Genomic DNA, 25,321 nt, shown 5'->3' on the forward strand with positions numbered 1-25,321 from the left:
AGAGGAAACCCCATGAGCACCGTCACCCCCGCCGACTGGGAGACCCGCCCGGTCCCCGCCACCGCCGACGAGTGGATCGCCCGCGCCGCCGAGGTCGCCGCCGTCCTCGCCACCGACGCCGCCGCCCGCGACCGGGCCGGCGCCACCCCGCACGCCGAGGTCCGGCTCCTCAAGGACTCCGGCCTGGTCACCCTGCTGGGCCCCGTCGAGCACGGCGGCGCGGGCCAGGACTGGCCCACCGCCTACCGGGTCGTCCGCGAGGTCGCCAAGGCCGACGGCTCCATCGGCCAGCTCCTCGGCTACCACTACCTCTGGAACTGGGCCGCCCGGCTGGTCGGCACCCGCGAGCAGTGGGAGCACGTCGAGGCCGAGGCCGCCCGCAACCGCTGGTTCTTCGGCGGCGCCGTCAACCCCCGCGACCAGGACGTGGTCGTCACCGAGGACGGCGACGACCTGGTCTTCACCGGCCGCAAGTCCTTCTCCACCGGCAGCCGGGTCTCCGACGTCACCGTCCTCGAAGGCGTCTTCGAAGGCACCGACAAACACGTCTTCGCCATTGTCCCCTCCGACAGCGAGGGCCTGACCTTCCACGACGACTGGGACAACATCGGCCAGCGGCTCACCGAGAGCGGCGGCGTCACCCTCGACGGCGTACGCGCCCCCTGGTCGTCGGCCGCCGGATACGTCGACAAGGAGTTCCGGCCGCGGGTCTACAACACCCTCAACGTCCCCACCATCCAGCTGGTGTTCGTCAACTTCTACCTCGGTATCGCGGCGGGCGCCCTGGAGACCGCCGCCACCTACACCCGTACCAGGTCCCGTTCCTGGCTGCACGGTGGTTACGAACGCGCCGTCGACGAGCCGTACGTCATCGACACGTACGGCGACCTGACCGCGAAGCTCTGGGCGGCCGAGGCCCTCGCCGACGCCGTCGCCGCCGAGGGCCAGAAGCTGCACGACGACCCGGACGCCGTCACCCCCGAGGCGCGGGGCGCCTTCGAGGTCCGGGTCGCCGCGATCAAGGCCCGCGCCACCGACGTCGCCCTGGAGATCGGCAACCGGATCTTCGAGGTCACCGGCGCCCGTGCCACGGCCACCGCCGAGGGCCTGGACCGCTTCTGGCGCAACGTCCGCACCCACACCCTGCACGACCCGGTCGCCTACAAGCGGCGCGAGGTGGGCCGCTGGGTCCTCGAAGGCGAACTGCCCGAACCCACCTGGTACTCCTGACCCTTCCCCGCCGGGCGCCCGCCTCGCACGGGCGCCCGGACCACCAGAAAGAGGCAGCTCCATGGCCACCGTCCTGTCCGTCTCCGGCAGTCCCTCCGCCTCCTCCCGCACCGGACGGCTGCTGCGCCACCTCGACCAGCGGCTCACCGCCCAGGGCCACGAGGTGATCCCGCTCGACGTCCGCACCATCCCCGCCGAGGCGCTGCTCGGCGCCGACTTCCGGCACCCCGCGATCGTCGAGGCGACCGAACTGTTCGCCCGCGCCGACGGGGTCGTGGTCGGCACCCCCGTCTACAAGGCGTCGTACTCCGGTGTCCTCAAGGCGCTGCTCGACCTGCTCCCGCAGTACGCGCTCACCGGCAAGACCGTGCTGCCGCTGGCCACCGGTGGCTCGGTCGCGCACGTCCTCGCCATCGACTACGCGCTGCGCCCGGTCCTGACCTCGATGGGCGCCGCCCACATCGTCCAGGGCTGGTTCACCCTCGACAAGGACATCACCGTCCGCGAGGACGGCACCCTCGCCCTCGCGCCGGCCGCCGCCGCGGCCCTCACCCCGGTCGTCGACCAGTTCTCCACCGCGCTCGCCGGACGGACGCCCGTCCTCGCCGTGGCGGGCTGACCGGTGACCGCGCACATCATCGCCGACGACACGGAGGCGCTCGCCGTCGCGACGGCCCTGGCCGCGGAGTTCCGCGCCGGGGCCGCCCTTCGGGACGCCGAACGCCGCCTGCCACGGGACGAGTTGGACCGGCTGTCCGCCTCCGGCCTGCTCGGGGTGACGGTGCCGGTCGAGCACGGCGGCGCCGACGTCGGAGCCGGCACCCTCGCGGAGATCTTCCGGATCCTCGCGTCGGCCGATGCCAGCCTCGCCCAGATCCCGCAGAGCCACTTCGTCTACGCCAACGTGATCCGCCGTCAGGGCAGCGAGGAGCAGCGGAAGTTCTTCTTCGCCGAGCTGCTGGCGGGCAGCCGCCTCGGCAACGCCCAGTCCGAGGCCGGTACGAAACACGTCCAGGACATCCGGACCCGGCTGGAGCCCCGTGGCGACGGCTCCTACCTGCTCACCGGAGTCAAGCACTACTCCACCGGCGCGCTCTTCGCCGACTGGATCCCCGTCCTGGCCCGCGCCGAGGACGACGACCTGCACGTGGCGTACGTCCCCCGGGACGCACCCGGTGTCACCGTCGTCGACGACTGGGACGGCATGGGGCAGCGCACGACCGCCAGCGGGACGGTCCGGCTGGACGGCGTCGCCGTGCCGGGGGACCGGGTGCTGCCCCATCACCTGACCTTCCGGGGACCACAACTCCACGGGGCGGTCGCCCAGTTGCTGCATGCCGCCATCGACGTGGGGATTGCCGGGGGAGCCCTGGCCGAGGCCGTCGAGTTCGTCCGCACCAGGAGCCGGCCCTGGTTCGAGAGCGGAGTGGAGACCGCCGCCGAGGACCCGCTGCTGATCCAGCGGTTCGGTGAACTCGCCGTACGGGTGAGGGCGTCCGAGGCGCTGCTGCGGGAGGCCGCCCGCGCGGTCGACGCGGCCGGCGCCGACCTCACCCACGCCTCGGCCGCCGAGGCGTCCATCGCCGTGGCCGCCGCGAAGGTCACGGCGGCCGCTTCCGCCGTCGAGGTCGCCGGAGCGCTGTTCGAGGTGTCCGGCACCCGCTCGGCCCTCGACTCCCTCAACCTGCACCGGCACTGGCGCGACGCCCGCACCCACACGCTGCACGATCCGGCCCGCTGGAAGATCCAGCACATCGGCCGGTACGTGCTGAACGGCACGCCGCCGCCCCGCCACGGCCTGCTCTGACGGCCACTGACGAACGGAGACCTCCCCGTGTCCCTCACCTTCCACTGGTTCCTGCCCACCAACGGTGACAGCCGTCATGTCGTCGGCGGCGGCCACGGCACCCCGGCGACGGCCTCCGGCCGGGACCGGCCGCCGACGGTCGCCTACCTGAGCCAGATCGCCCAGGCCGCGGAGGACCTCGGCTTCGTGGGCGCGCTCACCCCCACCGGCGCCTGGTGCGAGGACGCCTGGCTGACCACGGCGATGGTCAGCCGGCACACCGAGCGGCTGAAGTTCCTGGTCGCCTTCCGGCCGGGCTTCGTCTCGCCGACACTGGCCGCGCAGATGGCCGCCACCTTCCAACGGGGGACCGGCGGACGGCTGCTGCTCAACGTGGTCACCGGCGGCGAGAGCCACGAGCAGCGGGCCTACGGCGACTTCCTCGGCAAGGACGACCGGTACCGCCGCACCGGAGAGTTCCTGGAGATCGTACGGGGCCTGTGGGAGGGCAAGACGGTCGATCTGGCGGGGGAGCACCTCCGGGTCGAGGACGCGAGGCTGGCCCGGGTGCCCGATCCGGTGCCGGAGGTGTACTTCGGCGGGTCCTCGCCGCTCGCGGGTGAGGTCGCGGCCCGTCATGTCGACGTGTACCTGACCTGGGGCGAGCCGCCGGCCCAGGTCGCCGAGAAGATCGCCTGGATCCGGGGGCTCGCGGAGCCGCAGGGGCGCAGGCTGCGGTTCGGGATCCGGCTGCACGTCATCACCCGGGACACGTCCGCGCAGGCCTGGGCGGAGGCCGACCGGCTGCTGGCCGGGTTCGACCCGGAGACGGTGCGGTCGGTGCAGACCGGGCTCGCCCGCAGCGAGTCCGAGGGCCAGCAGCGGATGCTGGCCCTGCACGGGGGCCGCCGGGACGCACTGGAGATCCACCCCAACCTCTGGGCGGGCATCGGGCTGGTACGCGGTGGCGCCGGCACCGCGCTGGTCGGCTCGCACGACGAGGTCGCCACGCGGATCAAGGAGTACGCGGCGCTGGGGATCGAGGAGTTCGTGCTGTCCGGCTATCCGCACCTGGAGGAGGCGTACTGGTTCGGGGAGGGGGTACTGCCCCGGCTGGCCGCGGACGGGGTGTGGCGGCACCCCGCCGGACGGACCGAGACACCGACGCCCCAGGTACCGTTCGCGTCCTGACCGCGACCCGCTTCCTCCCCGGATCCGCCCGGGTGGGTCAGCCCTCGATCCAGCCGTGGTTCTTCGCGAACTGGGCCAGGGCGCCGCGGACCCGCACGATCTCCTCGGCGGTCAGGGTGGGCGCCGACGCCAGCAGTGTCTCGGTCACCTCGCGGGTGAACTCCTCGGCGCTGAGCAGGTCGCACAGCGAATCGTCGTCCGGGCCGAGCGTCCTGACGTCGGCTCCCCGGGCGAGCCGGACGCCGGACGCCTTCGGCCCGCGCTCACCGCTCTCGATCTCGAACTCCACGGCCACACCCGGGCGGACGTAGGACTCCGGCATCTGCATGTCGTTCACGTGCAGGAAGACGTCCTCGCCGCCGCCGTCCGGAGCGATGAACCCGTATCCGCGCGAGCTGTCGAACCGCACCACACGACCGGTAACCATACGAAACCCCCAACCAAACCGGGCCACCTGCCCGGACACCTGGACCAGATGGTAGTCAGGTCGGTACGGCCCGGGCGACTCCGCCCACCGGCCGGAGTGGCGGCTGTGCCCCGTGTGACCTGTGGGGTGGGGGAACTCGGTGCGCAGGCAGTGAAGTCGGTGTGGAAAGCTGTCGCCTGCCGCCGGTGTGCCAAGGGGGGCCCGGCGGTCGTCGAGAGGAGCGCACGTGACGCAGGACGGCATACGGCCCGTGGAGATCGACACCAGCAAACCGCATCCCGCGCGGATCTACGACTACCTGCTGGGCGGCAAGGACAACTACGACGTGGACCGCCAGGCCGCCGACCGGCTCGCCGCCGTCGCGCCCGAGGTGTTCATCGGGGTCCGGGCCAACCGGGCGTTCCTCCAGCGGGCGGTCCGCCACGTCGTCGACAGCGGCGTCCGCCAGATCCTCGACGTCGGCACTGGGCTGCCCACCTCGCCGAACATCCACGAGGTCGCCCAGCAGCTGGCGCCGGACGTGCGCGTGGCCTACGTCGACAACGACCCGATCGTGAAGGCGCACGGCGACGCGCTGCTCAGCCGCTCCGGCTCCACCAGCATCGTCCTCGCCGACCTGCGCGACCCCCGGTCCGTCGTGGACCACCCCGAAGTACGGCGCGTCATCGACTTCGGCCGTCCGGTGGCCCTCTTCCTCGTCGCCATCCTGCACTTCGTGCGCGACGACGAGGAACCCGAGCGGATCGTCGCCACCCTGCGCGACGCCCTCCCGCCCGGCAGCTTCCTGGTCCTCTCGCACGCCACGGCCGACTTCGCCGACCGCACCGACGCCCAGGCCGTCTACAACAACGCCACCGCCACCATGACCCTGCGCCCCCGGGACCGGGTCGAGCGGTTCTTCGAGGGCTTCGAGCTGGTCGAGCCCGGCGTGGCGCAGGTCCCGTTCTGGCGCCCGGAGACCACTCCGCCGCCCGGCTCGGAACAGATCGGCTTCTACGGCGGGGTGGCGGTCAAGAAAGACTGAGCGACCGTCAGGACGGCGGTCGCGTAAATGCCTGGCCGGCCGGGATCGGCTCATCGTATGCTCCCGGCGATGACCACTCACTCTGTTCGCAGATGGGGGGTCCCGTCCACGCAAGGTGAGTGCTGATGGCCACTCACCTCTCGGACGGGAACACCCGCCTCACCCTCTGGCGGCGCGTGCGCGAGTTCGCCGTGCCGCCCGCCATGATCGAGACCGCGACCGCCCGCCGGGAGACCGGCGACTGGGCCGGGGCCTGCGCCGCCGCCGGTTTCGACCTCGACCTCGACCTCCGTGCCCTGGCCCGCGACCGGGGCCGGGACGTCCGGGACCGGATCCGCGCCGACCTGCGCCGGCTCGCCCCCGACCTGCTGCGCTGGCACCTGCCGAGGATCGCCCCCGACGGCCTGCTGCGCCCTGGGCTGACCATGCCGCTCGCCCGCTACGACACCGGACGAAGGCCCCTGCACCTGGTGGTGCGGACACCGCCCGCCTGGGCCGACGCCGGACAACGCGTCAGCCTCGCGGTCTGGGACGGCAGGTCCGGCGAGCCCGCGGCCCGCGGGCACCCCCATCCGCGTCCCAGCCGTCGGTACCGGTTCGATCTGCATCGCCACCTGTGGGACGCCGACGTCGCCGGCGAACTGCGCACCCGCGCGGGCGCCGACCGGCTCACGCCGTGCGCCGTGCACCGCTGGCCGGACGAGGCGAGGATCGTGCTGCGTGCCGAGGGGCTGGACAGCGGCACCGTGGCCGTGCGCCCGGGCGGCCGGCGGTGGCTCGCACTGCACCTCGCGCCCGACGGGACGGCGACCACCGGTCTCGGCACCGGCAGCGCCGCGGTCGCCGTGCTGCCGGACGCGGCCACCCGGCTGCTCCCGGACCTGGAGCTGCTGCGCGCCGGGCTGATCGACGCCGGACGGCTGCATCCGCTGGTCGCCACCGCACTCGCACCCGGTCAGGTGCCGGCCGTCCGGACCCCGGACCGGGAACCGGCCGGGCAGCCGCGTCCCGTGGAGTGCCGGGGCGTCCGGCACCGGATCGGGATGGTCGACGGGGTGCTGTCCGCGCTGGACCACTCCCCGGACGAACTGCGGCGCGAGGAACTGCTGGTGGCGCTCGGCGGACCGCCGCTGCCCTGTCTGCGGGCCATCGACGAGGCGCACCGCCGCCCCGACTGCCTCACCAGTGTCCGTGACCGCCTCGACCACGGGGACGTCGCCGGTGCGCTCGCCGTCGTCGAAGGGCTGCTGGGACCCGAAGCCGCCCTGCGCGACGGCCCGTTGAAGGAGGCCCTGGAGTCGGCGGCGCGCCGCCGGATCGCGTACGGCCTCTACCGGGCGGGTCTCGCCGGATCCCGCCCCGCGCCGGTCCGCACCCGGCGCCACCGGTCCCCGCACGATCCGCGCCTCGGCCCCCGCCCCGCCGCCTGGCGCTGACACGCCGTCCGGCGCCGAACCCTGCCCGTTGCCCTCCCACACCCCGAGGTGATGCAGACATGCCCACTCACGTCTCCGACCAACTCGCCACCGCCGACGACCTGTTGAACCTGCTCGGCGCCTTCACCACCGAACCCCGCCCGGACACCCAGCTGGAGGCGCTCACCCTGGCCGTCGCCGCCGATCTGCCCGTCCTGCTGTGGGGCGAACCCGGCATCGGCAAGACGGCCGCCCTCCACCAGCTGGCCGCGGCCCTCGACCTGCCCCTGACCACGGTGATCGCCAGCGTGCACGAGCCGTCCGACTTCTCCGGGCTGCCCGTCGTAGGGGACGATCCCGCCGTCCAGGGCGTCCCCATGGCTCCGCCGGACTGGGCCGTACGACTGGTGGCGGCGGGCCGGGGCCTGCTGTTCCTCGACGAACTGTCCACCGCGCCGCCCGCCGTGCAGGCCGCCCTCCTGCGGCTGGTCCTGGAGCGTCGCGTCGGCGCCCTGCGGCTCCCGCCCGGCGTACGGATCGTGGCCGCCGCCAACCCCCGGTCCTCGGCAGCCGACGGCTGGGAGCTCAGCCCGCCGCTGGCCAACCGGTTCGTGCACCTCCAGTGGGCCCACGACCACGAGGTCGTCGTACGCGGCCTCGGCGGCACCTGGCCGCGGGCGACCCCGCCCCGGCTCGACCCCGGCCGGCTGCCCGCCGCCGTGGACTTCGCGCGCCGCGCGGTGTGCGGGCTGCTCGCCACCCGCCCCACGCTCGTGCACCGCCTGCCCAGCGGCGAGGTGCGGCGCGGCGGCGCCTGGCCGTCGCCCCGCAGCTGGGACATGACGCTGCGTCTGGTCGCCTTCGCGTACGCCGCCGGTTCCTCACGGGACGTGCTCTCCCTGCTGGTCAGGGGGACGGTCGGGGACGGTCCTGGGCTCGAACTGCTGGCGAGCGTGGACCGGTTGGAGCTCCCCGACCCCGAGCTCCTGCTCGCCGACCCGGCCGCCGCCGACCTGCCCGAACGCGGTGACCTGCGCCAGGCCGTGCTGGACGGGGTGGTGGCCGCGGTCCGCGAGCGACCGGACCGGGCCCGCTGGGACGCCGCCTGGGCGTTGCTGGTGCGGGCCCTGGACACCGGCGCCCCCGACCTGGTGGTGGTCCCGGCCACCACCCTCGCCTCGCTGCGCCGGGACGACTGGGACGTACCGGCGGCCGTCGAGCGGCTCGCCGGAGCGGTGGCCGTCTCCCGGCGCGCCGACCGGGCCGCCGCCCGCGTCGCGGCCCAGGCGACCCGATGACCACACCCACGACAGCCGACACCCCGGCCCCGGCCCCGGCCCCGGCCCTGGACCTGGACCTGGACCTGGACCTGGACAAGCTGTACGCGGCCCGGCTGCAGGCCGCACGTGCTCGTCCCTACCTCGCCACCGCCCTGTTCGCCCTGCACGTCGTGGTCTCCCGGCAGGTGCCGACCATGGCCGTCGACCGGCACTGGCGCTGCTACGTCTCGCCCGCGTTCGTGGCCCGGATGCCGGTGGAGGACCTGGCCGGGGTGTGGGTGCACGAGGTGTCCCACCTGCTGCGCGACCACCACACCCGCAGTGACCGGGTCGCGCGGGAGCGCGGGCTGACCGGGCCGGGTGAGCGGCTGCGGATGAACATCGCGGCGGACCTGGAGATCAACGACGACGCCTACGGCGACGGCCTGGCCCGCCCCCGGGGTGCGGTCCGGCCGCAGACGTTGAGGCTGGACGAGGGCCTGCTGATGGAGGAGTACCTGCGGCAGTTCCGGCTGGGACCGCTGACCCAGGACCTGACCTGGCTGGACTGCGGCAGCGGCGCCGACGGCCGCGAGCGGGAGTGGGACCTGGGGCCCGACGGCGCGCACGGTCTCAGCGAGCAGGAGCGCGACGGGGTCCGGTTCCGGGTCGCGCAGGCCATCACCGGCCGCCCCGGCAGCACCCCCGACGGCTGGCGGCGCTGGGCGGAGGAGGCCTTCCATCCACCGCAGCCCTGGCGGGAGTTGCTGGGAGCGGCGGTCCGCTCGGCGGTCTCGGCCGCGGGGGCCGGCGACGACTACAGCTTCGGACGCCCGGCGCGCCGCTCGGCCGCCCTGCCCGGGGTGGTGCTGCCCGCCCTGCGCCGTCGGCCGCCGCGGGTCTGCGTCGTCATCGACACCTCCGCGTCGGTCAGCGACGCCGAACTGGGCGGTGCCCTGCTGGAGGTGGCCGCCATCTCCCGGGCCGTCGGCGGCCGCCGCGACCTGGTGTCCGTGGTGTCCTGCGACGCGGCCGCCCGGACCGCGCACCCGCTGTGCCGCGCGGAGGGCATCCCCCTGGTGGGCGGCGGCGGTACGGACCTGCGCGCCGGCTTCGCCAGAGCGCTGCGGGCCCGCCCGGCGCCGGACGTCGTGGTGGTTCTGACCGACGGGCAGACGCCCTGGCCCGAGGCGCAGCCGCCGTGCCGGACGGTGGTGGGCCTGTTCCCGAGGCGGCACGGCGGCACCTGGAGCGAGGACGGCTACGTACCGGACGAGCCGCCCGGCTGGGCACGCGTCGTCGAGATCGGGTGACCGGACGGCAGCTCAGCCGGCGCGGGCCGCGGCCAGGTAGTTGTAGGCGGAGGCCCGGGAGATGCCGAGCCGCGTCGCGACCTGCCGCACCGCGCCGCGCACGGCGAAGACGCCCTGCCGGTCCAGGTCCTGGAACAGCTCGATCCGTTCCGCCCGGCTGAGCTGGTGCCACGGCTTGTTCCGGCGGAGCTGGCGGGCGTCGACGACGGAGTCCAGTACGGCGGCGATGTCGTCGCCGAACGTGGTGGTCGGTGCCGTCCCGGGCTCGGGGTCGACCCCGGCGAGGCCGCCGACCAGGGCGTGCATCTGGTGGACGACCGTGACGTCGAGGTTGACGCACAGCGCCCCGAACACGGTGCCGGCCGAGTCGCGCAGCACCATCGTGGAGGACTTGACCAGCTTTCCGTCCCGGGTGCGGGTCAGGTAGTTCAGCTCGTCGCCCGCCTCGTCCCCGGCGGCCAGCAGCTTCATGCCGATCTCGCTCATCGACCCGCCGACCCCCCGGCCGGTGACCGACCCGGCGATGGCGACGACGGACCGCTCCGGGCGGCGGAAGTCGTGGACGACGGCCTCGCAGAAGGAACCGAAGGTCGCCGCGATCCCGTCGACGACCGGGGCCAGCGCGGCGATGATCGCGTCCTGCTCGGCTCGCGCCCCGGCCTCGCCGGCCGCCCCTCGTGCCGATCCGTGTGGCATCGGTGCCCCCGCTCCGGTCGGGTCTGGACTTTACGTCCAAATGATAGACAATAATTCTAGACGACGACTGGCGTCGAACGGAGGACGAACATGCCCGACACCCCGCCCGTGACCCTCCGGGACGTCCGCGACGCGGCCGCGCGGATCGAGGGGGTCGCGCACCGCACCCCCGTGCTGCGCTCGCGCACCCTGGACGGGCTGGTCGGCGCCGAGGTCTTCCTGAAGTGCGAGAACCTCCAGCGCATCGGCGCGTTCAAGTTCCGGGGTGCCTACAACGCGGTGTCCCGGCTGTCCGCCGCACAGCTGGCCAAGGGGGTCGCCGCCTACTCCTCCGGCAACCACGCCCAGGCCGTCGCCCTCGCCGCACGCGAGCTCGGCACCACCGCCGTCATCGTGATGCCCGAGGACACCCCGCGCGCGAAGCTGGCGGCGACGGCCGGATACGGCGCGGAGATCGTGACCTACGACCGCTACACCGGCGACCGGGTCGCGATCGGCGAGGCCCTGGCCGCCGACCGCGGGCTCGCCCTGGTCCCGCCGTACGAGCACCCGCACGTGATCGCGGGGCAGGGCACGGCCGCCCTCGAACTTATCGAGGAGGTAGGCGAGTTGGACGCCCTGGTGGTACCGGTCGGGGGCGGCGGGCTGATCGCCGGCAGTGCCACCGCGGCCAAGGGGCTGCTGCCCGCGATCCGGATCGTCGGGGTCGAGCCGGAGGCCGGGGACGACACCAAGCGGTCTCTGGAGGCGGGTCGGCGGGTCTCCGTCCCGGTGCCCAGGACCATCGCCGACGGCCAGGCCGCGGACATCCCCGGCGAGCTGACCTTCTCCGTCAACCGGCGTCTGGTGGACGGCATCTCGCTGGTGAGCGACGACCAGATCCGGGACGCGATGCGGTTCGCCTTCGAGCGGCTGAAGACCGTCGTGGAGCCGAGCGGCGCCAGCGGTCTCGCCGCGCTGCTGGCCCACCGGGTGGCGCCGCTGCCGCGCCGGATCGGCGTCATCCTCTCCGGCGGCAACGTGGGCGTGGAGCGGTTCGCCGAACTCTTCGCCGCCCGGCCCGAGTAGCCGGCCCAGGCCAGGAACACGTGTCGCCACGGCTCCTGGACCGGCTGCCCGGCACCGGGTCAGCAGTCGCGGAACTCCGGCGACTGGTTGAGGACCTGCGCGCGCGTCGAGGTGAAGCGCTGGTGCGTCCGGCCGCCGCGCGCCTGGGGCGGGAACACCGCGACCCGGTGGCAGTTCTGGAAGGCGAGGGCGACCCCGAAGTGCCGTTCCAGACTGCCCCGGATCGCGTCGGAGGACAGCGCCCGCAGCAGCTGCCCGCGCTCCCTCTCGGACGGCGGCGGGGTCTGGTTGTCGGCGAACTCGACGGTGCTGTCGCGTAGTTCGGCGGACTGCTCCGGCCGGGGGGCGCCGGCGTGGGGGGGTAAGGCTGGTCCTCAGCCCCGGCGAGACACCTCCACGTTCTCCAGGACGCCGAGGGCGTCGGGGACGAGGACGGCGGCCGAGTAGTAGGTGCTGACCAGGTAGGAGGCGACGGCCTGTTGGTTGATGCCCATGAAGCGGACGTTGAGGCCCGGTTCCACCTCGTCGGGGAGGCCGGTCTGGAAGAGGCCGACCACGCCCTGGTTCTGTTCGCCGACGCGCATCGCGATGATGGAGGAGGTGTGGGACTCCGAGACCGGGATCTTGCCGCAGGGAAGCAGCGGCACACCGCGCCAGGCCGGAAGGTGGTGGCCGCCCACCTCGACGCTGCCGAAGTACAGGCCTCGCTTGTTGCACTCGCGGCCGAACGCGGCGATCGCCTTGGGGTGTGCGAACAGGTGGGTCGTCTCGCGCCGCATGCCGAGCAGCTCGTCGAGGTCGTCCGGGGTCGGCGGGCCCGCATGGGTGGAGATCCGGTGCCCGTGGTCGGCGTTGTGGAGCAGGCCGAAGTCCCGGTTGTTGACCAGCTCGTGCTCCTGGCGCTCCCGCAACACCTGCACGGTGAGCCTGAGCTGCTGCTCCGTCTGGTTCATCGGCTGGTTGTAGAGGTCGGCCACCCGGGAGTGGACGCGCAGCACCGTCTGGGCGACGCTCAGTTCGTACTCGCGCGGCGCCGGCTCGTAGTCGACGAAGGTGTGCGGGATGTCCGGCTCGCCGGCATGGCCCGCGCTGAGTGCGACCGCGGCCTCGCCGAAGGCGTTGGTGTCCCGGTGCCCGTCGAGTCTCGCCAGCTCCACGTGCGCCCGCAGGCCGGCGTGCTGGTCCGTCACCTCCGCGTACGCCCGGTACGGCAGTTTCAGCACGGTGGTCGAGGTCGCGGCACGGGCCGTGAACTCCCAGGCGCCGTCCGGACCGGCGAGCACCCGGCCGCCGAAGTGGTCGCCGTCCGTCAGCAGTCCGACGACCGCCTCCTCGCCGTAGGGGCCCTCGGTGATCCGTTCCACCTTGCCGTGCGCGATCAGGTAGACGTGGTCGGCGGGCCGTCCCGCACTCACGATCACCTGTCCCGGCGCGTAGTCCCGCTGCTCGAACCGCGCCGCCAGGGCCTGGAGCGCGGTGCCGTCCTCGAAGCCGCGCAGCAGCGGCAGTTCCGCCAGCTCGTCGGGGATCACGGCAACCCGGGAGCCGGTCTGGACGAAGGTCACCCGGCCGTCCCCGACCCGGTAGGACAGCCTGCGGTTGACGCGGTACGTCCCGCCGGGCACCTCCACCCACGGCAGCATCCGGGTCAGCCACCGCGAGCTGATCTCCTGCATCTGCGGTGCGGACTTGGTCGTCGTCGTGAGGTTCCGTGCCGCCGCGGTACCGAGGCTCTGCTGCTCCCGCCCGTCGGCGCCCGCCCCGGGCGCCGTACCGGTCTCGACCGACATGACGTTCCTTCCCTCCTGTCGCAGCAGTGACGGCTCGCATGCGGAGCGTCACCTTCCGCGGCTAGCCCTACCCCTGGTCACCGGCGGTGAGTAATGCCGGGTGAGGGAGCGCGAGGCACGTGCCCCCGGGAACTGCCTCCGCACCACCCCCGGGCCCGCCCCTGTCACCCCGGACGGTGGTTTCCGCCACGCACGGCCCAGGGGCCGCAGGTCAGGACGCGTCGCGTGCGTGGCAGCGCGACCGGTCTCGGCGCACGGGACCACGGGCGCATGCCCCGGCGCCGTTCGGGTACGCGAGCCGTGGCCGCCCGGCGACCTGCCGGTGACGGCCGGTACCACCACCTATCTGGGGATCTGCTATGGAGACACCCGCACACGACGACTTCCCGACGCCGGCCCAGCGGGCGCTCGACACGCTGGCCGCGAACGCCGAGGACCGCACCGCCCTGGACACGCTCGCCCACAGCGACGTGCTCGTCCCGGTGCCGGACGACGCCGGTGAGGCGGCCGACCCCGCGGTGATCGCGCTGCCGGTCCTGGAACGTCCCGACGGCGACCCCGTCGTCCCCGTGTTCACCTCGGAAGGAGAACTGACCGGTCTGCTGCCGACCGTCTCCCGCTACCGCGTGGTGCCGCTGGGCGCGCTCGCCTCCCAGTGGCCGGAGGACAACCTCTCGCTCGCGATCGACGGCAGCTCCGCGCACGCGCTGACCCTCACCTCGGAGGGAGTCCGGACCCTGCTCGCCCCGTCGGCGGGCTGACACGACGCAGGGCCCCGGTCACCGGGAGGCCGCCATGCGGGCCAGAATGGCGCCATGGAATGGATCTCCGGGGTGGCCGGGGGCCTGGTACTCATCCTGGTCCTGCGCAGCATCCTGCGCACGCTCGTGGTCCCCAGAGGCCTGTACTCCGTGCTGGTGTACCGGCTGTGGTCGACCCTGCGCCGGGTGCTCTGCCTCCTCGCCCACCGGGGCGGCTACCGCGCCATCGACCGCGCCCAGACCTGGCTCGCCCCCCTGATGCTGGTCGGCATGCTCGCCGCCTGGCTGGGCGGGGCGTTCCTCGGCTTCGGGATGCTGCTGTACGCGTTCTCCCCGCTGTCCTGGAGCACCGCCTTCCGGGAGGCGGGCTCCAGCCTGTTCACCCTCGGGTTCGCCAGCGGCGCCCGGCTGCGGCTGTCCGCGCTGGACTTCGTCGCCGCCGCCACCGGCCCCGTCGTCATCGCCCTGCAGATCGCCTACCTCCCCACGCTGTACGCGGCCTACAACCGCCGCGAACTGGAGGTCACCCTGCTCCAGTCCCGGGCCGGCGAGCCCGCCTGGGGCCCGGAGATCCTCGCCCGGCAGTGGCTGGTCGACACCGAGACCGCGCTGCCCGAGCTGTACCGGGCCTGGGAGCGGCTGGCCGCGGACATGGGGGAGAGCCACGCCACCTATCCGGTCCTGCTGGCGTTCCGCTCGCCCCGCCCCTACCGCAGCTGGCTGGTCGGCCTGATCGCCGTCATGGACGCGGCGGCCATGCAGCTCGCCCTCGCTCCCGGCAGCGCGCCGCCGGCGGCCCGTCTGGTGCTGCGCGCCGGCTTCACCTCGCTGCGCGACATCGCCGCCTCGGTGCGGGCGACCTTCGAGGCCGACCCGGCCCCGGACGCTCCCATCCACCTGACCTACGCGGAGTTCGAGGCGGCCGTGGCCATGCTGGAGAGGACCGGTTTCCGGGCCGAGCGCTCCACCGCGGAGGCCTGGCCGCACTTCCACGGCTGGCGGGTCAACTACGAGTCCGTCGCCTACGAGCTGTGCCGCCGCTGCGACGCCGTACCCGCCCTGTGGACCGGCCCGCGCGACTTCCCCTCGGAGCCGATCCCGCCGCGCCGCCCGGTGGACCGGCGGCCCGGTGAAGGTCGGCCGGAAGTTCCCCCCGCCCACGGGTAGCGAGGCCCGTCCCGAGGGAAGATCCCACCAGGGGCCGGGGAGAGCGAGAGGGGCGGATCGTCGTGAGGGTCGTCCTGCTGGGCACCGCAGCCGACGGCGGGTTCCCGCGGTGGAACTGCGCCTGCGCGCTGTGCGCCGCCGCCCGGGACGGCAAGCTGCCCTTCCGCACCCAGGAGTGTGTCGCCCTGACCGGCAACGGCCGGGACTGGTGGTTGCTCAACGCCTCCCCGGACATCCGCGCCCAGCTCACCGCCACCACCGCGCTGTGGCCGGGACCCGGTGCCCGGGACACCCCGGTGCGCGGAGTGCTGCTCACCGACGCGGAGGCCGAGCACGTCACCGGGCTGGGCGTGCTGCGCGGCGCGTCGGACCTGAAGGTGTACGCGGCCCCGCCGGTACGCACGGTGCTGGCTCCCGCCCGTGCCGCCCTCGACCGCCACACCCCCTGGGAGTGGGCCGACAGCCTGGCCGACGGCGGGTTCGTGCTGGCCGGCGGGCTGGTGGTCACCGCCCACCCGATGGGCGCCGGGGCCCCGACGTACGTGCCGCCCGGGCTCGCCGAGGGCGACGGACGCTGGGTCACGGCGTACCGGATCGAGGACCTGGCCACCGGGGGAGTGCTGCTCTACGCGCCCCACATCGGTGCCTGGAGCGACACCCTCGACGAGCTGTGCGCGGAGGCGGACTGCGTCCTGCTGGACGGCACCTTCTTCACGGCGGGAGAGGCGGGCGCCAAGGCCCGCTCCGGTCCCCGGCAGGCGGCCAGGGACCATCTGCCCGTCTCCGGCCGGCACGGCAGCCTCGCCGGCCTGGCCCGCCACCCGCGCGCCCGCCGGATCTACACCCACCTCGACAACGCGAACCCGCTGCTCGACCCGGCCTCCGGGGCCCGCGCCCAGGTGGCCGCGGAAGGCGTCGAAGTCCTCCCGGACGGAATCGAGCTCGCCCTCTGAGGAGCGACAGCGCCCTACGGAGCACTACTGCTCCGCGGGGTGCTCCAGCATCCGCTCCAGCACCGCCCGCTGCAACGGCCGTACCTCCGCGTGCAGGGCGCGGCCCTTGGCGGTGAGCGCGACCCACACGCCCCGCCGGTCCTCGACACAGACCGACCGCTCCACCAGGCCGTCCTTCTCCAGCCGTCCGATCAGCCGGGACAGCGCGCTCTGGCTCAGATGCACCCGTCCGACCAGGTTCTGCACCCGGCAGTGGTCACCCTCGGCGGGCGTCTCGGTGACCAGCAGGTCGAGCACCTCGAAGTCGCTCGCGCCCAGCCCGTGCGGATGCAGCACCCGGTCGATCTCGCACATCGTGCGCGCGTGCACCGACAGGATGTCCCGCCACCGGTCTTCGAGCCGGGCCTCCGCCGTCTTGACTGCCATACCCGCACGGTAGCACTGATCCAGCCAATCATTGAGCGTGCAACTAGTGCAGGCGCATGCGGTCCGGCGATCAGGCGACCGGGTCCTGGAGCAGCCCCACCATGTTGCCGTCGGCGTCCTTCACCGAGGCGATCAGCCGCCCGTTGCCGACGTCCCGAGCGTCCTGCACCAGCTCGGCCCCCGCCGCCAGCAGCGCCGCGAGCCGCTCCCGCAGGTCGGTGACGTGCCAGAACGGCGTGGGCCCGGTGAGCCCCTGGGTGTGCCCGTTCGGGTCGAGGCCGACGTCCTGCCCGGCGGCCTTGTACCCGATGTAGTACGGCGTGTCGGCGTACGGCTCGACGCCCAGCAGCGCACCGAACACGGCCTTGGCGCGCTCCGCGTCCTTCACGGGGTAGACGATCGTCTGGATGCCTGCGGTCATGGGACCTTCTCCTTGTCGCACTGCGAGTCCCGACGCTTTCTCGGTCGGTGATCCCACGCTAAGCGGGGGACGCCCACGGCGGCTTCTCCGATCCTGACCGGTTGCCGGCCCCAGGCGACGCGCCCCGTCAGGGGCGCGAGGAACTGCGCGGCCACGACGGCGCGGCAGACGCCCGACGGCCTTTCCCGGCACCCCCCTGCGGCGCCCGACCGACCCGGCTCACGCGGAGTCGCGCACCACCAGCTCCGTCGGCAGGATCACCGCCGCCGGATCCTCCCCGCCGATCTGCGCGAGCAGCACCCGCACCATCTCGGCGCTGATCCGGTCCCAGGGCTGCCGGATCGTGGTGAGCGCCGGGCTCACCTCGGTCGCCACCGGAGAGTCGTCGAAGCCGCCGACAGCGATGTCGTCCGGCACCCGCTTCCCGGCCCGCTCCAGCACCGTCAGCACGCCCTGCGCCATGAGGTCGGAGGCCACGAACACCGCGTCCAGGTCCGGTGCCTGGGCGAGCAGCCGCTCGGCCCCGGCCGCACCGCTGGCCCGGCTGTAGTCCCCGGACACGACGAGCGCCTCGTCGATCCCGACACCCGCCTCGGTGAGGACCTCCTGGTACCCGGCGAGCCGCTCGACACCGCCGGGGGTGTCCAGCGGGCCGGTGATCATGCCGATCCTGCGGCGGCCCACGGCCAGCAGGTGCCGGACCATGTCCCGGGCGCCGTCCCGGTCGTCGGCGGCCACGTAGCCGACCTTCGAACCGAGCCCGATCGGCTTGCCGCAGGCGACCAGCGGCACCCCCGCCTGGCGCAGTTCCTCCGCGACCGGATCGCCGGAGTGGCTGGAGACCAGCAGCACCCCGTCGACGTGCCCGGCCGTGATGTAGCGAGTGATCCGCCGCCGTTCGTCCTTCGTGCCCGCCAGCATCAGCAGCAACGGGATGTCGTGCCCGGCCAGGGCCTTCGTGCAACCGCTCAGCAGCACATTGAAGTTGGGGTCCTCGAAGAACCGCTCCTGGGGTTCGGTCAGCAGGAAGCCCACCGAGTCCGAACGCCCGGTGATCAGTGAACGGGCGTGCCGGTTCACGACGTAACCCGTCCTGCGGATGGCGTCGTTGACCGCCTCCTGCGCGGCGGGACTGACGTAGTGCCCGCCGTTGAGCACCCGCGAGACCGTGCCCCGTGAGACACCGGCCTCACGGGCCACGTCGTGGATCGTCGGCGGTCTGCGGCGGCCCCCCGCACTACTGCTCATGGTCATGACTTTACGGCCCCGGACAGCAGGTCAAGGCTCCAGAACCGCTGAATGACGAGGAAGAGCGCGATCAGCGGCAGCACGGCCAGGAACGCGCCGGTGATCACCAGGGTGTACAGGGCCGGAGTGTTCGCGCCCTGCATCAGGAGCGTGTACAGCCCGAGCGTGAGCGGGAACCGCTCGTCGTTGCTCAGCATGATGTACGGCAGCAGGAAGTTGTTCCAGATGGCCACGAACTGGAACAGGAACACCGTCACCATGCCCGGGATCATCATCGGCAGTGCGATCCGGGTGAAGATCCGCCACTCGCCCGCGCCGTCCATCCGTCCGGCCTCCACCACGTCGGCGGGGACGGCCGCGGCAGCGTAGATCCGTGAGAGGTAGACCCCGTACGGGGCGAGGATCTGGGGGAGCAGCACGGACAGGTAGGAGTCCGTGAGGTTCGCCTTGGCGAGCAGCAGGTACTGCGGGATGGCGAGGATGACCGGGGGCATCAGGACGCCCGCGAGCAGCACGTTGAAGAGCGTCTCGCGGCCCCGGAACCGGTAGACGGCGAGGGCGTAGCCGCTGACCGCCGACACGCACGTCGAGACCACGGCACCGAGCCCGGCGTACAGGGCGGAGTTGGCCATCCACTGCCAGTAGATGCCGTCCCGGTAGCCGTTGAGGTCCTTGAGGTTCTGGGCGAAGCCGCTGCCGGGCAGGAAGGTGAACGTGGAGAACAGCTCGCTGCCCGACTTGGTGGACGCGATCACCACCCAGGCGACCGGCAGCAGCGTGTACACCGCGCCCAGCACCAGGAGGGCCGTCGGGATCAGGGCGACACGGCGGCGCAGCGGCGGGCCCTGGGCGGTGCCGGGCGTCGTGCCGGCCGCCGGTGCGGCCTTGCGGACGGCAAGAGAACTCACTGTGCTGCCTCCTGCCTGTTGCGGCGGTTCGCGGCCCGCAGGAATGCGAAGGACAAGGCCAGCGTGGCGAGGGCGATCAGGGTCGCCTCGGCCGCCGCCGAGTAGATGTCCCCCTTGCCGAAGGCGTCGACGTACACCTTCATCAGCGGGCTCCAGGTCGTGCTGACCGAGTTGGTCAGGGGTTTGAGGGTCATCGGCTCGTTGAACACCTGCAGCGTGGCGATGATCGAGAAGAAGAAGGTCAGCACCAGGGAGGGCGCCACCATCGGGATCTTGATCCGCAGGGCGATCTGTCGCGGCGTGGCCCCGTCCAGCTTCGCCGCCTCGTACACCTCGGCCGGAATGGACCTGAGCGAGGTGTAGATGACGATCATGTTGAAGCCGGTGCCGCCCCAGACCGCGATGTTGGACAGGGCCAGGAACAGCGGGCCGCCGTCCAGCAGGTCGGGCTGTGGCAGGTGCAGCTTGTCGAGGACGTAGGAGAAGGGGCTGACGTCCGGCAGGTAGAGGAAGCCCCACAGCAGCGCGGCCACCACACCGGGGATGGCATACGGCAGGAAGATCGCGAGCCGGGTGAAGGAGGCGAGACGGACCCGCTCGGAGTCGAGCATCAGGGCGAACAGGAGGGCGAGGCCCAGCATCACCGGGACGACGATGCAGCCGTAGCCGAGGACGCGCAGGGCGCCCGCGTAGAACTCGCTGTCGGTGAGCGCGTCGCGGTAGTTCTCCAGGCCGGCCCAGACCTCGCTGCGGGCGCCCGCGCCCAGGCCGAGGCCGGAGACGTGCACCTTGCGGAAACTGAGCCAGACCGCGTACCCGATGGGCAGCGCGAAGAAGAGGGCGAACAGGACCGTTGCGGGGATCAGGAAGGCGTACGGGGCCCCCTTGGCCCCGTACGACCTCCGGCTGGTGGCGCTGGTCACTGAGAGACCTCGAAGCCCTGCTTCTTCATGTCGGCGACCGTGGCGTCCTGCACGGTGTTCAGGGCGGTCACGAAGTCCGACTTGTTCTTGGCGGCGGCGCCGAACGCGTCGTTGAAGGTCGTGTAGGCGACGTTCACGTTCGGGCCCCAGGCGGAGGGGGCCGTGGTCCCCGCGATCTTGGCGGCCTCGGTGTAGAAGTCGGCCTGGTTCGAGAAGTACTCCGGCGGGTTCGAGAAGGCGCCGCTGAGCTGGGCCGAGCTGGACGCCGGGTAGATGCCGCTCTCCTTGGCCAGCGCGTTGAGCGCGTCGCCGTTCGTGTTCAGCCAGGCGGCGAACTTGGCGGCGGCCTCCTGGTGCTTGGAGTCGGTGGTGACGGCGGTGGAGGAGCCGCCCCAGCTGCCGGTGACGTCCTGGTCCGCGGACCACTGGGGGAGCGGGGCCATCGCCCACTTCCCCTTGGTGTCCGGCGCGGCCGTGGTCAGCGTGCCCGGCGCCCACACCGCGGAGACCCAGGCGATCTGCTTGCCGGTGTCCAGCGCCTTGTTCCAGGCCGGGGTGTACATCGGCTGGTTGTCGATCGCGCCCTCCTTGACCAGGCCGCCCCAGAACTTCGCGACCTTCTGGGTGGCCGCGTCGTTGATGGCGACCTTCCACTTGTCACCGGAGGTGGTCCACCACTTGGCGCCGGCCTGCTGGGCGAGGCCCGCGAAGAGACCGGAGTCGTTGGCGGAGAAGGTGGTGAGGTCGACGTCCGGCGCCTTCTTCTTCAGGGCGCGGGCGGTCCGGGCGAACTCGTCCCAGGTGGTGGGGACCTTGAGGCCGTACTTCTTGAAGAGGTCCGCGCGGTAGTAGAACATCATCGGGCCGATGTCCTGCGGCACCGCGTACACCGCGTCCGTGCCCAGCGTGACCTGCTGCCAGACGCCGTCGGCGAACTTCGACCTGGCGTCCCCGACCGACTTGGATATGTCGGCGACCGCGTTGTTGCTGACCAGCGTCGGCAGTGCCTGGTACTCGGCCTGCACCAGGTCGGGGCCGTTCTTCGCCTTGTGCGCGGTGAGGATCTTGGTGACCAGGGTGTCCCCGGACGCCTGCTTCTTCACCGTGACGGTGATCTGGTCCTTCTTGCCCTCGCCCTTGTTCCAGAGGTCGACGACCTTGTCCATACCGGGCGCCCAGGCCCAGTACGTCAGCGAGACCGGTCCCGAGTCGGCCTTGCTGTCGTCGGACGAGCCACAGGCGGCGAGGGCGGTGGCGCCGAGCGAGACGGCGACGGCGGTTGTCACGAGGCGACGGCGCTTCGTGTGCGGCATGGATCTCTCCCCTGACCTGGGTCCCCGCCCGTCGCGGGAACCTGCCATGCAGATGCTGTGAGCGTTCTCGGACCCGGATCCTCGCCCCACGCGAGTCCGTGCCCTGCTCTGTGAGCGTTCACAGTAGAGAAACATCCCGGACACTTGTCAATGGTTGTTGCTGTGCGGTTATGTTGGGCTCACGCCGCCGCCGATGTGTGTGCACGTTCCCAAGTGATCGAATAAACGGGAGAGATCCATGCCGGACACCAGCCCCAGGGGCCTCACGAGGCTCGCCTTCGGTGGGGACTACAACCCCGAGCAGTGGCCGGAAAACGTCTGGCAGGAGGACGTCCGGCTGATGCGCGAGGCCGGGGTCACGATGGTGAGCGTCGGGATCTTCTCCTGGGCCCTGCTCGAGCCGGCGCCGGGGGAGTACGACTTCGGGTGGCTCGACCGGGTCCTCGGCCTGCTGCACGAGAACGGCATCCGCGTCGACCTCGGCACGCCCACCGTGGTGCCGCCCGCCTGGTTCTACCGCGCGCACCCCGAGGCCCTGCCGGTCACCGCCGAGGGCATGCGCCACGAGTTCGGCTCCCGGGGCGCCGTCTGCCACTCCAACGCCGACTACCGCACGGCCGCCGCCGCCATCACCACGAAGCTCGCCGAGCGCTACGGCGACCACCCGGCCCTCGCGCTCTGGCACGTCCACAACGAGTACGGCGTCCCCGTCTCGGCCTGCTACTGCGACTCCTGCGCCGCGCACTTCCGCCGCTGGCTCGCGGACACCTACGGCACGGTCGACGCGGTCAACGCGGCCTGGGGCACGGCCTTCTGGGGTCAGCACTACACGGACCTCGGGCAGATCAACCCCCCGCGCGCCACCCCGACCGTCGGCAACCCGGGCCAGGCCCTCGACTACAAGCGGTTCGCCGACGCCACCATCCGCGAGAACTTCCGGATGGAGCGGGACATCCTGCACCGCCTCTCGCCCGGCGTCCCGGTGACCACCAACTTCATGACCGCCCTCAGCCAGTGCGACTCGATGGACTACTGGGCCTGGGGCCGCGAGGTCGACCTGGTCACCAACGACCACTACCTGATCACCGACGGCCGCCGTACCCACGTCAACCTCGCCATGGCCGCCGACCTCACCCGGTCCGTCGCCGCCGGCGCCCCCTGGCTGCTCCTGGAGCACTCCACGTCGGGCGTCAACTGGCAGCCCCGCAATCCGGCCAAGGCGCCCGGCCAGATGGCCCGCAACTCCCTCGCCCACGTGGCCCGCGGCTCGGACGGCGCGATGTTCTTCCAGTGGCGGCAGTCCCGGCGCGGCGCCGAGAAGTTCCACTCCGCGATGCTCCCGCACGGCGGCACCGAGACCCGGGTCTGGCGTGAGGTGGTCGAACTGGGCGCGTCCCTCGACTCCCTGACCCCGATCAAGGGCACCCGCACCCGGGCCGACGTGGCGGTCCTGTGGGACTGGCAGTCCTGGTGGGCGCAGAACCTCCAGTGGCGCCCCAGTGAGGACCACGACCCGCGCGAGCGCGCCGACGCCTTCTACGAGGCCCTCTACGACCGTCACCTCACCGTCGACTTCGCCCACCCGGAAAGCGACATGTCGGCCTATCCCCTTGTCGTCGTACCGGCCCTGTACCTCATGACGGAGGCGGCCGGGAACAACCTCAGGGAGTACGTCGAGAACGGCGGCACCCTCGTCGTCTCCTACTTCTCCGGGATCGTCGACGAGCACGACGCCGTCCACGAAGGCGCCTACCCGGGCGCGCTGCGCGAGACCCTGGGCCTCACCGTGGAGGAGTTCTCACCGCTGCTGAAGGACCAGCGGGTACGGCTGGCCGGCCCCGAGGGCTCCGAGCTGACCGGCGACGTGTGGACCGAGTTCGTCGTGCCGCGCGGTGCCGAGACCGTCTGGACCTACGCCGACGGTCTCACCGCCGGCCGGCCGGCGGTCACCCGGCACCAGCTGGGGGAGGGTGTCGCCTGGTACGTGTCGACCCGTCTGGACGCACACGGCCTGGACGCGCTGCTCGGCCGGGCCGCCGAGGACGCCCGGATCGATCCCCGGGCCGAACTGCCCCGCGACGTCGAGGTGGTCCGTCGCAGCGGCGAGTCCGGCACCTTCGTGTTCGCGATCAACCACACCGCCACCGACGCCAAGGTGCCGCTGGAGGCGCACGGCACCGAACTGCTCACGGGCGAACGCGCCGCGGGCCGGCTCGCGGTCCCCGCGGGCGCCGTCCGGGTCGTACGGCTCGACGGCTGACCCGGCCGCGGACCGGGCCGCCGCGCCGGTCCGCCGAGACTCCCCTCCGTCCGCGTGTGCCACGAGAGCCGCGGGCGGAGGGGCCCTCCTCCGGTCCGCCGGAGGACACCCCCTCCCCAGTCACGTCGAAGGGACGACGGACGATGATGTTCCATCCCAGACGCACCATCAGAGCCCTGCTGCTGCCGCTCCTGGCCGGGCTCGCCCTCACCGCCCTTCCCGCGGGAACCGCCCAGGCGGCGGCCACCCTCACCAACGGCGGCTTCGAATCCGACGGTGCGGGCGTGGCCACGCCCACCGGCTGGTCGGAGTACGGCGACACGGGCGCCTCGTACACCGAGTCCGGCGGCCACAGCGGCAGTTACCGCCTGAGCCAGTACTCGGCCTCCGCCTACAAGGTGGAGACGTACCAGTACCTGTCGGGACTGACCAACGGGAACTACACGCTCACCGCCTGGGTCCGCTCCAGCGGCGGGCAGAACGCCGCCTACATGTCCCTGAAGAACTGCGGCAGTGCGGAGCAGCGGACCGACCTGCCGGTCTCCACCGGAAGCTGGGTCCGGATCGTCACCTCGATCGCGGTCACCAACAACCAGTGCACGATCAGCTTCTACTCCGACGCCAACGCGGGCAACTGGATCAACGTCGACGACGTGACGTTCGCCGCGGGCTCGACGGGCCTGGCCGTCAAGGGCGCCGACATCTCGTCACTGGCCAAGAGCGAGGCCAAGGGCGGGGTCTACAAGACCAGTTCCGGCACCACCGGGGACGCGGTCACCATCCTCAAGAACGCCGGCATGAACTACGCCCGCCTGAAGGTCTGGGTCAACCCGGCCGACGGCTACAACGACAAGGCGCACGTGCTGGCCATGGCCAGGCGCGTCAAGGCGGCCGGCATGAAGCTGCTGGTCGACTTCCACTACTCGGACAGCTGGGCCGACCCGGGCAAGCAGACCAAGCCCGCCGCCTGGTCCGGGCACTCCTACAGCCAGCTGAAGACCGACGTGTACAACCACACGTACGACGTCCTCAACGCGCTGAAGGCCCAGGGCACCACCGCCGACATGGTCCAGATCGGCAACGAGATCAACGGCGGCATGCTCTGGTCCGAGGGCTCCACCGACAACTGGTCGCAGCTCGCCGGCCTGATCAACTCCGGTTACAGCGCCGCCAAGGCGGTCTCCTCGTCCACCCGGGTCGCCCTGCACCTGGCCAACGCGGGCGACGACGCCACGGTCCGCTGGTGGTTCGACAGCGCCAAGACCTACGGCATCAACTACGACGTGATCGGGCTGTCGTACTACGGCTACTGGCACGGCTCGCTCGCCGCCGCCCAGGCCACCCTGGACGACGTGGCCTCCCGCTACGCCAAGCCGGTGTTCATTGCCGAGACCGCCTACCCGTTCACCCTCGCCCAGGACGACTCGCTGGAGAACCAGATAGACACCAGCAGCGAACTGGTCACCGGCTACCCGGCCAGCGCGGCCGGTCAGCTGGCCTGGATGAACGCCGTCGCGAACATCGTGGAGGCCGTCCCGAACGGCCGTGGGCTCGGCGTCTTCTACTGGGAGGCGACCTGGACCGCCGTCACCGGCAACGGCTGGGACCCGACCGACGCCACCTCGGGCAACGGCTGGGAGAACCAGGCCCTGTTCGGCTACGACGACAGGGCGCTGTCCTCCATGGCGTGGTTCGGCCACCGCTGAACCACCACTGACGGGGGCCCGGCCGTAAGGGGACGG

The 25,321-nt window shown here is 72.5% G+C and carries 23 protein-coding genes and 1 pseudogene; 14 read left to right on the forward strand and 10 right to left on the reverse strand.

The features are described 5' to 3' along the window. The first annotated feature begins 12 nt into the window (after positions 1-12). The 4 genes from ACZ3KP_RS28075 (at position 13) to ACZ3KP_RS28090 (ending at position 4,207) form a co-directional block, all read left to right on the forward strand. The gene (locus tag ACZ3KP_RS28075; protein ID WP_467502630.1) at positions 13-1,230 is read left to right on the forward strand and encodes an acyl-CoA dehydrogenase family protein; all 1,218 of its coding nucleotides are present in this window, start codon (positions 13-15) and stop codon (positions 1,228-1,230) included. Positions 1,231-1,291: 61 nt separating this feature from the next. Then, positions 1,292-1,849, forward strand: a complete 558-nt coding sequence (ssuE, locus tag ACZ3KP_RS28080; protein WP_467502631.1) for an NADPH-dependent FMN reductase — start codon at positions 1,292-1,294, stop codon at positions 1,847-1,849. A gap of 3 nt (positions 1,850-1,852) precedes the next feature. Beyond that, entirely contained in the window at positions 1,853-3,037 is a 1,185-nt protein-coding gene (locus tag ACZ3KP_RS28085) for an SfnB family sulfur acquisition oxidoreductase (RefSeq protein WP_467502633.1), read from the forward strand. A gap of 27 nt (positions 3,038-3,064) precedes the next feature. Beyond that, complete coding sequence (locus tag ACZ3KP_RS28090; protein WP_467502635.1) at positions 3,065-4,207, forward strand: LLM class flavin-dependent oxidoreductase; 1,143 nt, start codon at positions 3,065-3,067, stop codon at positions 4,205-4,207. Between the two features lie 37 nt (positions 4,208-4,244). On the opposite strand, the gene ACZ3KP_RS28095 is transcribed toward ACZ3KP_RS28090, so the two are convergent. Beyond that, the gene (locus ACZ3KP_RS28095; protein WP_358973666.1) at positions 4,245-4,634 is read right to left on the reverse strand and encodes a cold-shock protein; all 390 of its coding nucleotides are present in this window, start codon (positions 4,632-4,634) and stop codon (positions 4,245-4,247) included. A 226-nt stretch (positions 4,635-4,860) separates the two neighbouring features. Here ACZ3KP_RS28095 and ACZ3KP_RS28100 point away from each other — a divergent pair, with 226 nt between their 5' ends. The 4 genes from ACZ3KP_RS28100 (at position 4,861) to ACZ3KP_RS28115 (ending at position 9,645) form a co-directional block, all read left to right on the forward strand. After that, a complete protein-coding gene (locus ACZ3KP_RS28100; RefSeq protein WP_467502637.1) occupies positions 4,861-5,658 on the forward strand; it encodes an SAM-dependent methyltransferase in 798 nt (265 codons plus the stop codon). A gap of 125 nt (positions 5,659-5,783) precedes the next feature. Continuing rightward, on the forward strand, positions 5,784-7,094 hold the full coding sequence (locus ACZ3KP_RS28105; protein WP_467502639.1) for a hypothetical protein: 1,311 nt from the start codon (positions 5,784-5,786) through the stop codon (positions 7,092-7,094). Between the two features lie 59 nt (positions 7,095-7,153). Continuing rightward, positions 7,154-8,371 (forward strand): AAA family ATPase, encoded by a 1,218-nt coding sequence (locus ACZ3KP_RS28110; RefSeq protein WP_467502641.1) that lies wholly within the window; start codon positions 7,154-7,156, stop codon positions 8,369-8,371. After that, a complete protein-coding gene (locus ACZ3KP_RS28115; RefSeq protein ID WP_467502643.1) occupies positions 8,368-9,645 on the forward strand; it encodes a vWA domain-containing protein in 1,278 nt (425 codons plus the stop codon). Before ACZ3KP_RS28110 ends, ACZ3KP_RS28115 begins: the two co-directional genes overlap by 4 nt. A gap of 12 nt (positions 9,646-9,657) precedes the next feature. Here the strand turns inward: ACZ3KP_RS28115 and ACZ3KP_RS28120 are convergent, their stop codons facing one another. Continuing rightward, complete coding sequence (locus tag ACZ3KP_RS28120; protein WP_467502645.1) at positions 9,658-10,341, reverse strand: helix-turn-helix transcriptional regulator; 684 nt, start codon at positions 10,339-10,341, stop codon at positions 9,658-9,660. Positions 10,342-10,431: 90 nt separating this feature from the next. Here ACZ3KP_RS28120 and ACZ3KP_RS28125 point away from each other — a divergent pair, with 90 nt between their 5' ends. Further along, complete coding sequence (locus tag ACZ3KP_RS28125) at positions 10,432-11,409, forward strand: threo-3-hydroxy-L-aspartate ammonia-lyase (protein WP_467502646.1); 978 nt, start codon at positions 10,432-10,434, stop codon at positions 11,407-11,409. A gap of 59 nt (positions 11,410-11,468) precedes the next feature. On the opposite strand, the pseudogene ACZ3KP_RS28130 reads toward ACZ3KP_RS28125, so the two are convergent. Both ACZ3KP_RS28130 and ACZ3KP_RS28135 read right to left on the reverse strand, forming a co-directional pair. Further along, positions 11,469-11,732 (reverse strand): annotated as a pseudogene (locus ACZ3KP_RS28130) (SCO5389 family protein); the annotation flags it as partial. A 51-nt stretch (positions 11,733-11,783) separates the two neighbouring features. After that, on the reverse strand, positions 11,784-13,199 hold the full coding sequence (locus ACZ3KP_RS28135) for a family 2B encapsulin nanocompartment shell protein (protein ID WP_467502648.1): 1,416 nt from the start codon (positions 13,197-13,199) through the stop codon (positions 11,784-11,786). Between the two features lie 359 nt (positions 13,200-13,558). On the opposite strand from ACZ3KP_RS28135, the gene ACZ3KP_RS28140 reads away from it, so the two are divergent. The 3 genes from ACZ3KP_RS28140 to pqqB all read left to right on the forward strand — a co-directional run bounded on the left by ACZ3KP_RS28140 (position 13,559) and on the right by pqqB (position 16,080). After that, positions 13,559-13,960 carry an SseB family protein gene (locus tag ACZ3KP_RS28140; protein WP_358973692.1) on the forward strand — a complete coding sequence of 134 codons (402 nt, stop codon included), beginning with the start codon at positions 13,559-13,561 and terminating at the stop codon, positions 13,958-13,960. 54 nt (positions 13,961-14,014) lie between these two features. Next, positions 14,015-15,127: a hypothetical protein gene (locus ACZ3KP_RS28145; RefSeq protein ID WP_358973695.1), complete on the forward strand. Its 1,113-nt coding sequence runs from the start codon at positions 14,015-14,017 to the stop codon at positions 15,125-15,127. A gap of 62 nt (positions 15,128-15,189) precedes the next feature. Next, positions 15,190-16,080 carry a pyrroloquinoline quinone biosynthesis protein PqqB gene (pqqB, locus tag ACZ3KP_RS28150; protein ID WP_467502650.1) on the forward strand — a complete coding sequence of 297 codons (891 nt, stop codon included), beginning with the start codon at positions 15,190-15,192 and terminating at the stop codon, positions 16,078-16,080. A gap of 24 nt (positions 16,081-16,104) precedes the next feature. On the opposite strand, the gene ACZ3KP_RS28155 is transcribed toward pqqB, so the two are convergent. From ACZ3KP_RS28155 to ACZ3KP_RS28180, 6 genes are all read right to left on the reverse strand, one after another. Then, positions 16,105-16,506, reverse strand: coding sequence for a MarR family winged helix-turn-helix transcriptional regulator (locus ACZ3KP_RS28155; RefSeq protein ID WP_467502651.1), 402 nt, complete (start codon positions 16,504-16,506; stop codon positions 16,105-16,107). A 70-nt stretch (positions 16,507-16,576) separates the two neighbouring features. Next, positions 16,577-16,927 carry a VOC family protein gene (locus tag ACZ3KP_RS28160; RefSeq protein WP_467502653.1) on the reverse strand — a complete coding sequence of 117 codons (351 nt, stop codon included), beginning with the start codon at positions 16,925-16,927 and terminating at the stop codon, positions 16,577-16,579. A gap of 219 nt (positions 16,928-17,146) precedes the next feature. After that, complete coding sequence (locus ACZ3KP_RS28165) at positions 17,147-18,181, reverse strand: LacI family DNA-binding transcriptional regulator (RefSeq protein WP_358973707.1); 1,035 nt, start codon at positions 18,179-18,181, stop codon at positions 17,147-17,149. Continuing rightward, on the reverse strand, positions 18,178-19,083 hold the full coding sequence (locus ACZ3KP_RS28170) for a carbohydrate ABC transporter permease (RefSeq protein ID WP_467502655.1): 906 nt from the start codon (positions 19,081-19,083) through the stop codon (positions 18,178-18,180). The genes ACZ3KP_RS28165 and ACZ3KP_RS28170 overlap by 4 nt, the downstream gene beginning before the upstream one ends. Beyond that, complete coding sequence (locus ACZ3KP_RS28175) at positions 19,080-20,006, reverse strand: carbohydrate ABC transporter permease (RefSeq protein ID WP_467502656.1); 927 nt, start codon at positions 20,004-20,006, stop codon at positions 19,080-19,082. The genes ACZ3KP_RS28170 and ACZ3KP_RS28175 overlap by 4 nt, the downstream gene beginning before the upstream one ends. Beyond that, positions 20,003-21,319: an ABC transporter substrate-binding protein gene (locus tag ACZ3KP_RS28180; RefSeq protein ID WP_467502657.1), complete on the reverse strand. Its 1,317-nt coding sequence runs from the start codon at positions 21,317-21,319 to the stop codon at positions 20,003-20,005. Before ACZ3KP_RS28180 ends, ACZ3KP_RS28175 begins: the two co-directional genes overlap by 4 nt. 238 nt (positions 21,320-21,557) lie before the next feature. On the opposite strand from ACZ3KP_RS28180, the gene ACZ3KP_RS28185 reads away from it, so the two are divergent. Both ACZ3KP_RS28185 and ACZ3KP_RS28190 read left to right on the forward strand, forming a co-directional pair. After that, positions 21,558-23,579: a beta-galactosidase gene (locus tag ACZ3KP_RS28185; protein WP_467502658.1), complete on the forward strand. Its 2,022-nt coding sequence runs from the start codon at positions 21,558-21,560 to the stop codon at positions 23,577-23,579. A gap of 146 nt (positions 23,580-23,725) precedes the next feature. Then, positions 23,726-25,285: a glycosyl hydrolase 53 family protein gene (locus tag ACZ3KP_RS28190; protein ID WP_467502828.1), complete on the forward strand. Its 1,560-nt coding sequence runs from the start codon at positions 23,726-23,728 to the stop codon at positions 25,283-25,285. Positions 25,286-25,321: the final 36 nt, after the last annotated feature.

The organism is Streptomyces sp. NPDC020958 (assembly GCF_055562175.1).

Excerpts from the sequence above, each read along its gene's own strand:
- ACZ3KP_RS28125 (WP_467502646.1), top strand. The coding sequence starts at position 10,432 with ATGCCCGACACCCCGCCCGTGACCCTCCGGGACGTCCGCGACGCGGCC.
- ACZ3KP_RS28120 (WP_467502645.1), bottom strand. The coding sequence starts at position 10,341 with ATGCCACACGGATCGGCACGAGGGGCGGCCGGCGAGGCCGGGGCGCGA.
- ACZ3KP_RS28115 (WP_467502643.1), top strand. The coding sequence starts at position 8,368 with ATGACCACACCCACGACAGCCGACACCCCGGCCCCGGCCCCGGCCCCG.
- ACZ3KP_RS28140 (WP_358973692.1), top strand. The coding sequence starts at position 13,559 with ATGGAGACACCCGCACACGACGACTTCCCGACGCCGGCCCAGCGGGCG.
- ACZ3KP_RS28160 (WP_467502653.1), bottom strand. The coding sequence starts at position 16,927 with ATGACCGCAGGCATCCAGACGATCGTCTACCCCGTGAAGGACGCGGAG.
- ACZ3KP_RS28135 (WP_467502648.1), bottom strand. The coding sequence starts at position 13,199 with ATGTCGGTCGAGACCGGTACGGCGCCCGGGGCGGGCGCCGACGGGCGG.
- ACZ3KP_RS28075 (WP_467502630.1), top strand. The coding sequence starts at position 13 with ATGAGCACCGTCACCCCCGCCGACTGGGAGACCCGCCCGGTCCCCGCC.
- ACZ3KP_RS28165 (WP_358973707.1), bottom strand. The coding sequence starts at position 18,181 with ATGACCATGAGCAGTAGTGCGGGGGGCCGCCGCAGACCGCCGACGATC.
- ssuE (WP_467502631.1), top strand. The coding sequence starts at position 1,292 with ATGGCCACCGTCCTGTCCGTCTCCGGCAGTCCCTCCGCCTCCTCCCGC.
- ACZ3KP_RS28185 (WP_467502658.1), top strand. The coding sequence starts at position 21,558 with ATGCCGGACACCAGCCCCAGGGGCCTCACGAGGCTCGCCTTCGGTGGG.
- ACZ3KP_RS28190 (WP_467502828.1), top strand. The coding sequence starts at position 23,726 with ATGTTCCATCCCAGACGCACCATCAGAGCCCTGCTGCTGCCGCTCCTG.
- ACZ3KP_RS28155 (WP_467502651.1), bottom strand. The coding sequence starts at position 16,506 with ATGGCAGTCAAGACGGCGGAGGCCCGGCTCGAAGACCGGTGGCGGGAC.
- ACZ3KP_RS28180 (WP_467502657.1), bottom strand. The coding sequence starts at position 21,319 with ATGCCGCACACGAAGCGCCGTCGCCTCGTGACAACCGCCGTCGCCGTC.
- ACZ3KP_RS28110 (WP_467502641.1), top strand. The coding sequence starts at position 7,154 with ATGCCCACTCACGTCTCCGACCAACTCGCCACCGCCGACGACCTGTTG.
- ACZ3KP_RS28145 (WP_358973695.1), top strand. The coding sequence starts at position 14,015 with ATGGAATGGATCTCCGGGGTGGCCGGGGGCCTGGTACTCATCCTGGTC.
- ACZ3KP_RS28095 (WP_358973666.1), bottom strand. The coding sequence starts at position 4,634 with ATGGTTACCGGTCGTGTGGTGCGGTTCGACAGCTCGCGCGGATACGGG.
- ACZ3KP_RS28105 (WP_467502639.1), top strand. The coding sequence starts at position 5,784 with ATGGCCACTCACCTCTCGGACGGGAACACCCGCCTCACCCTCTGGCGG.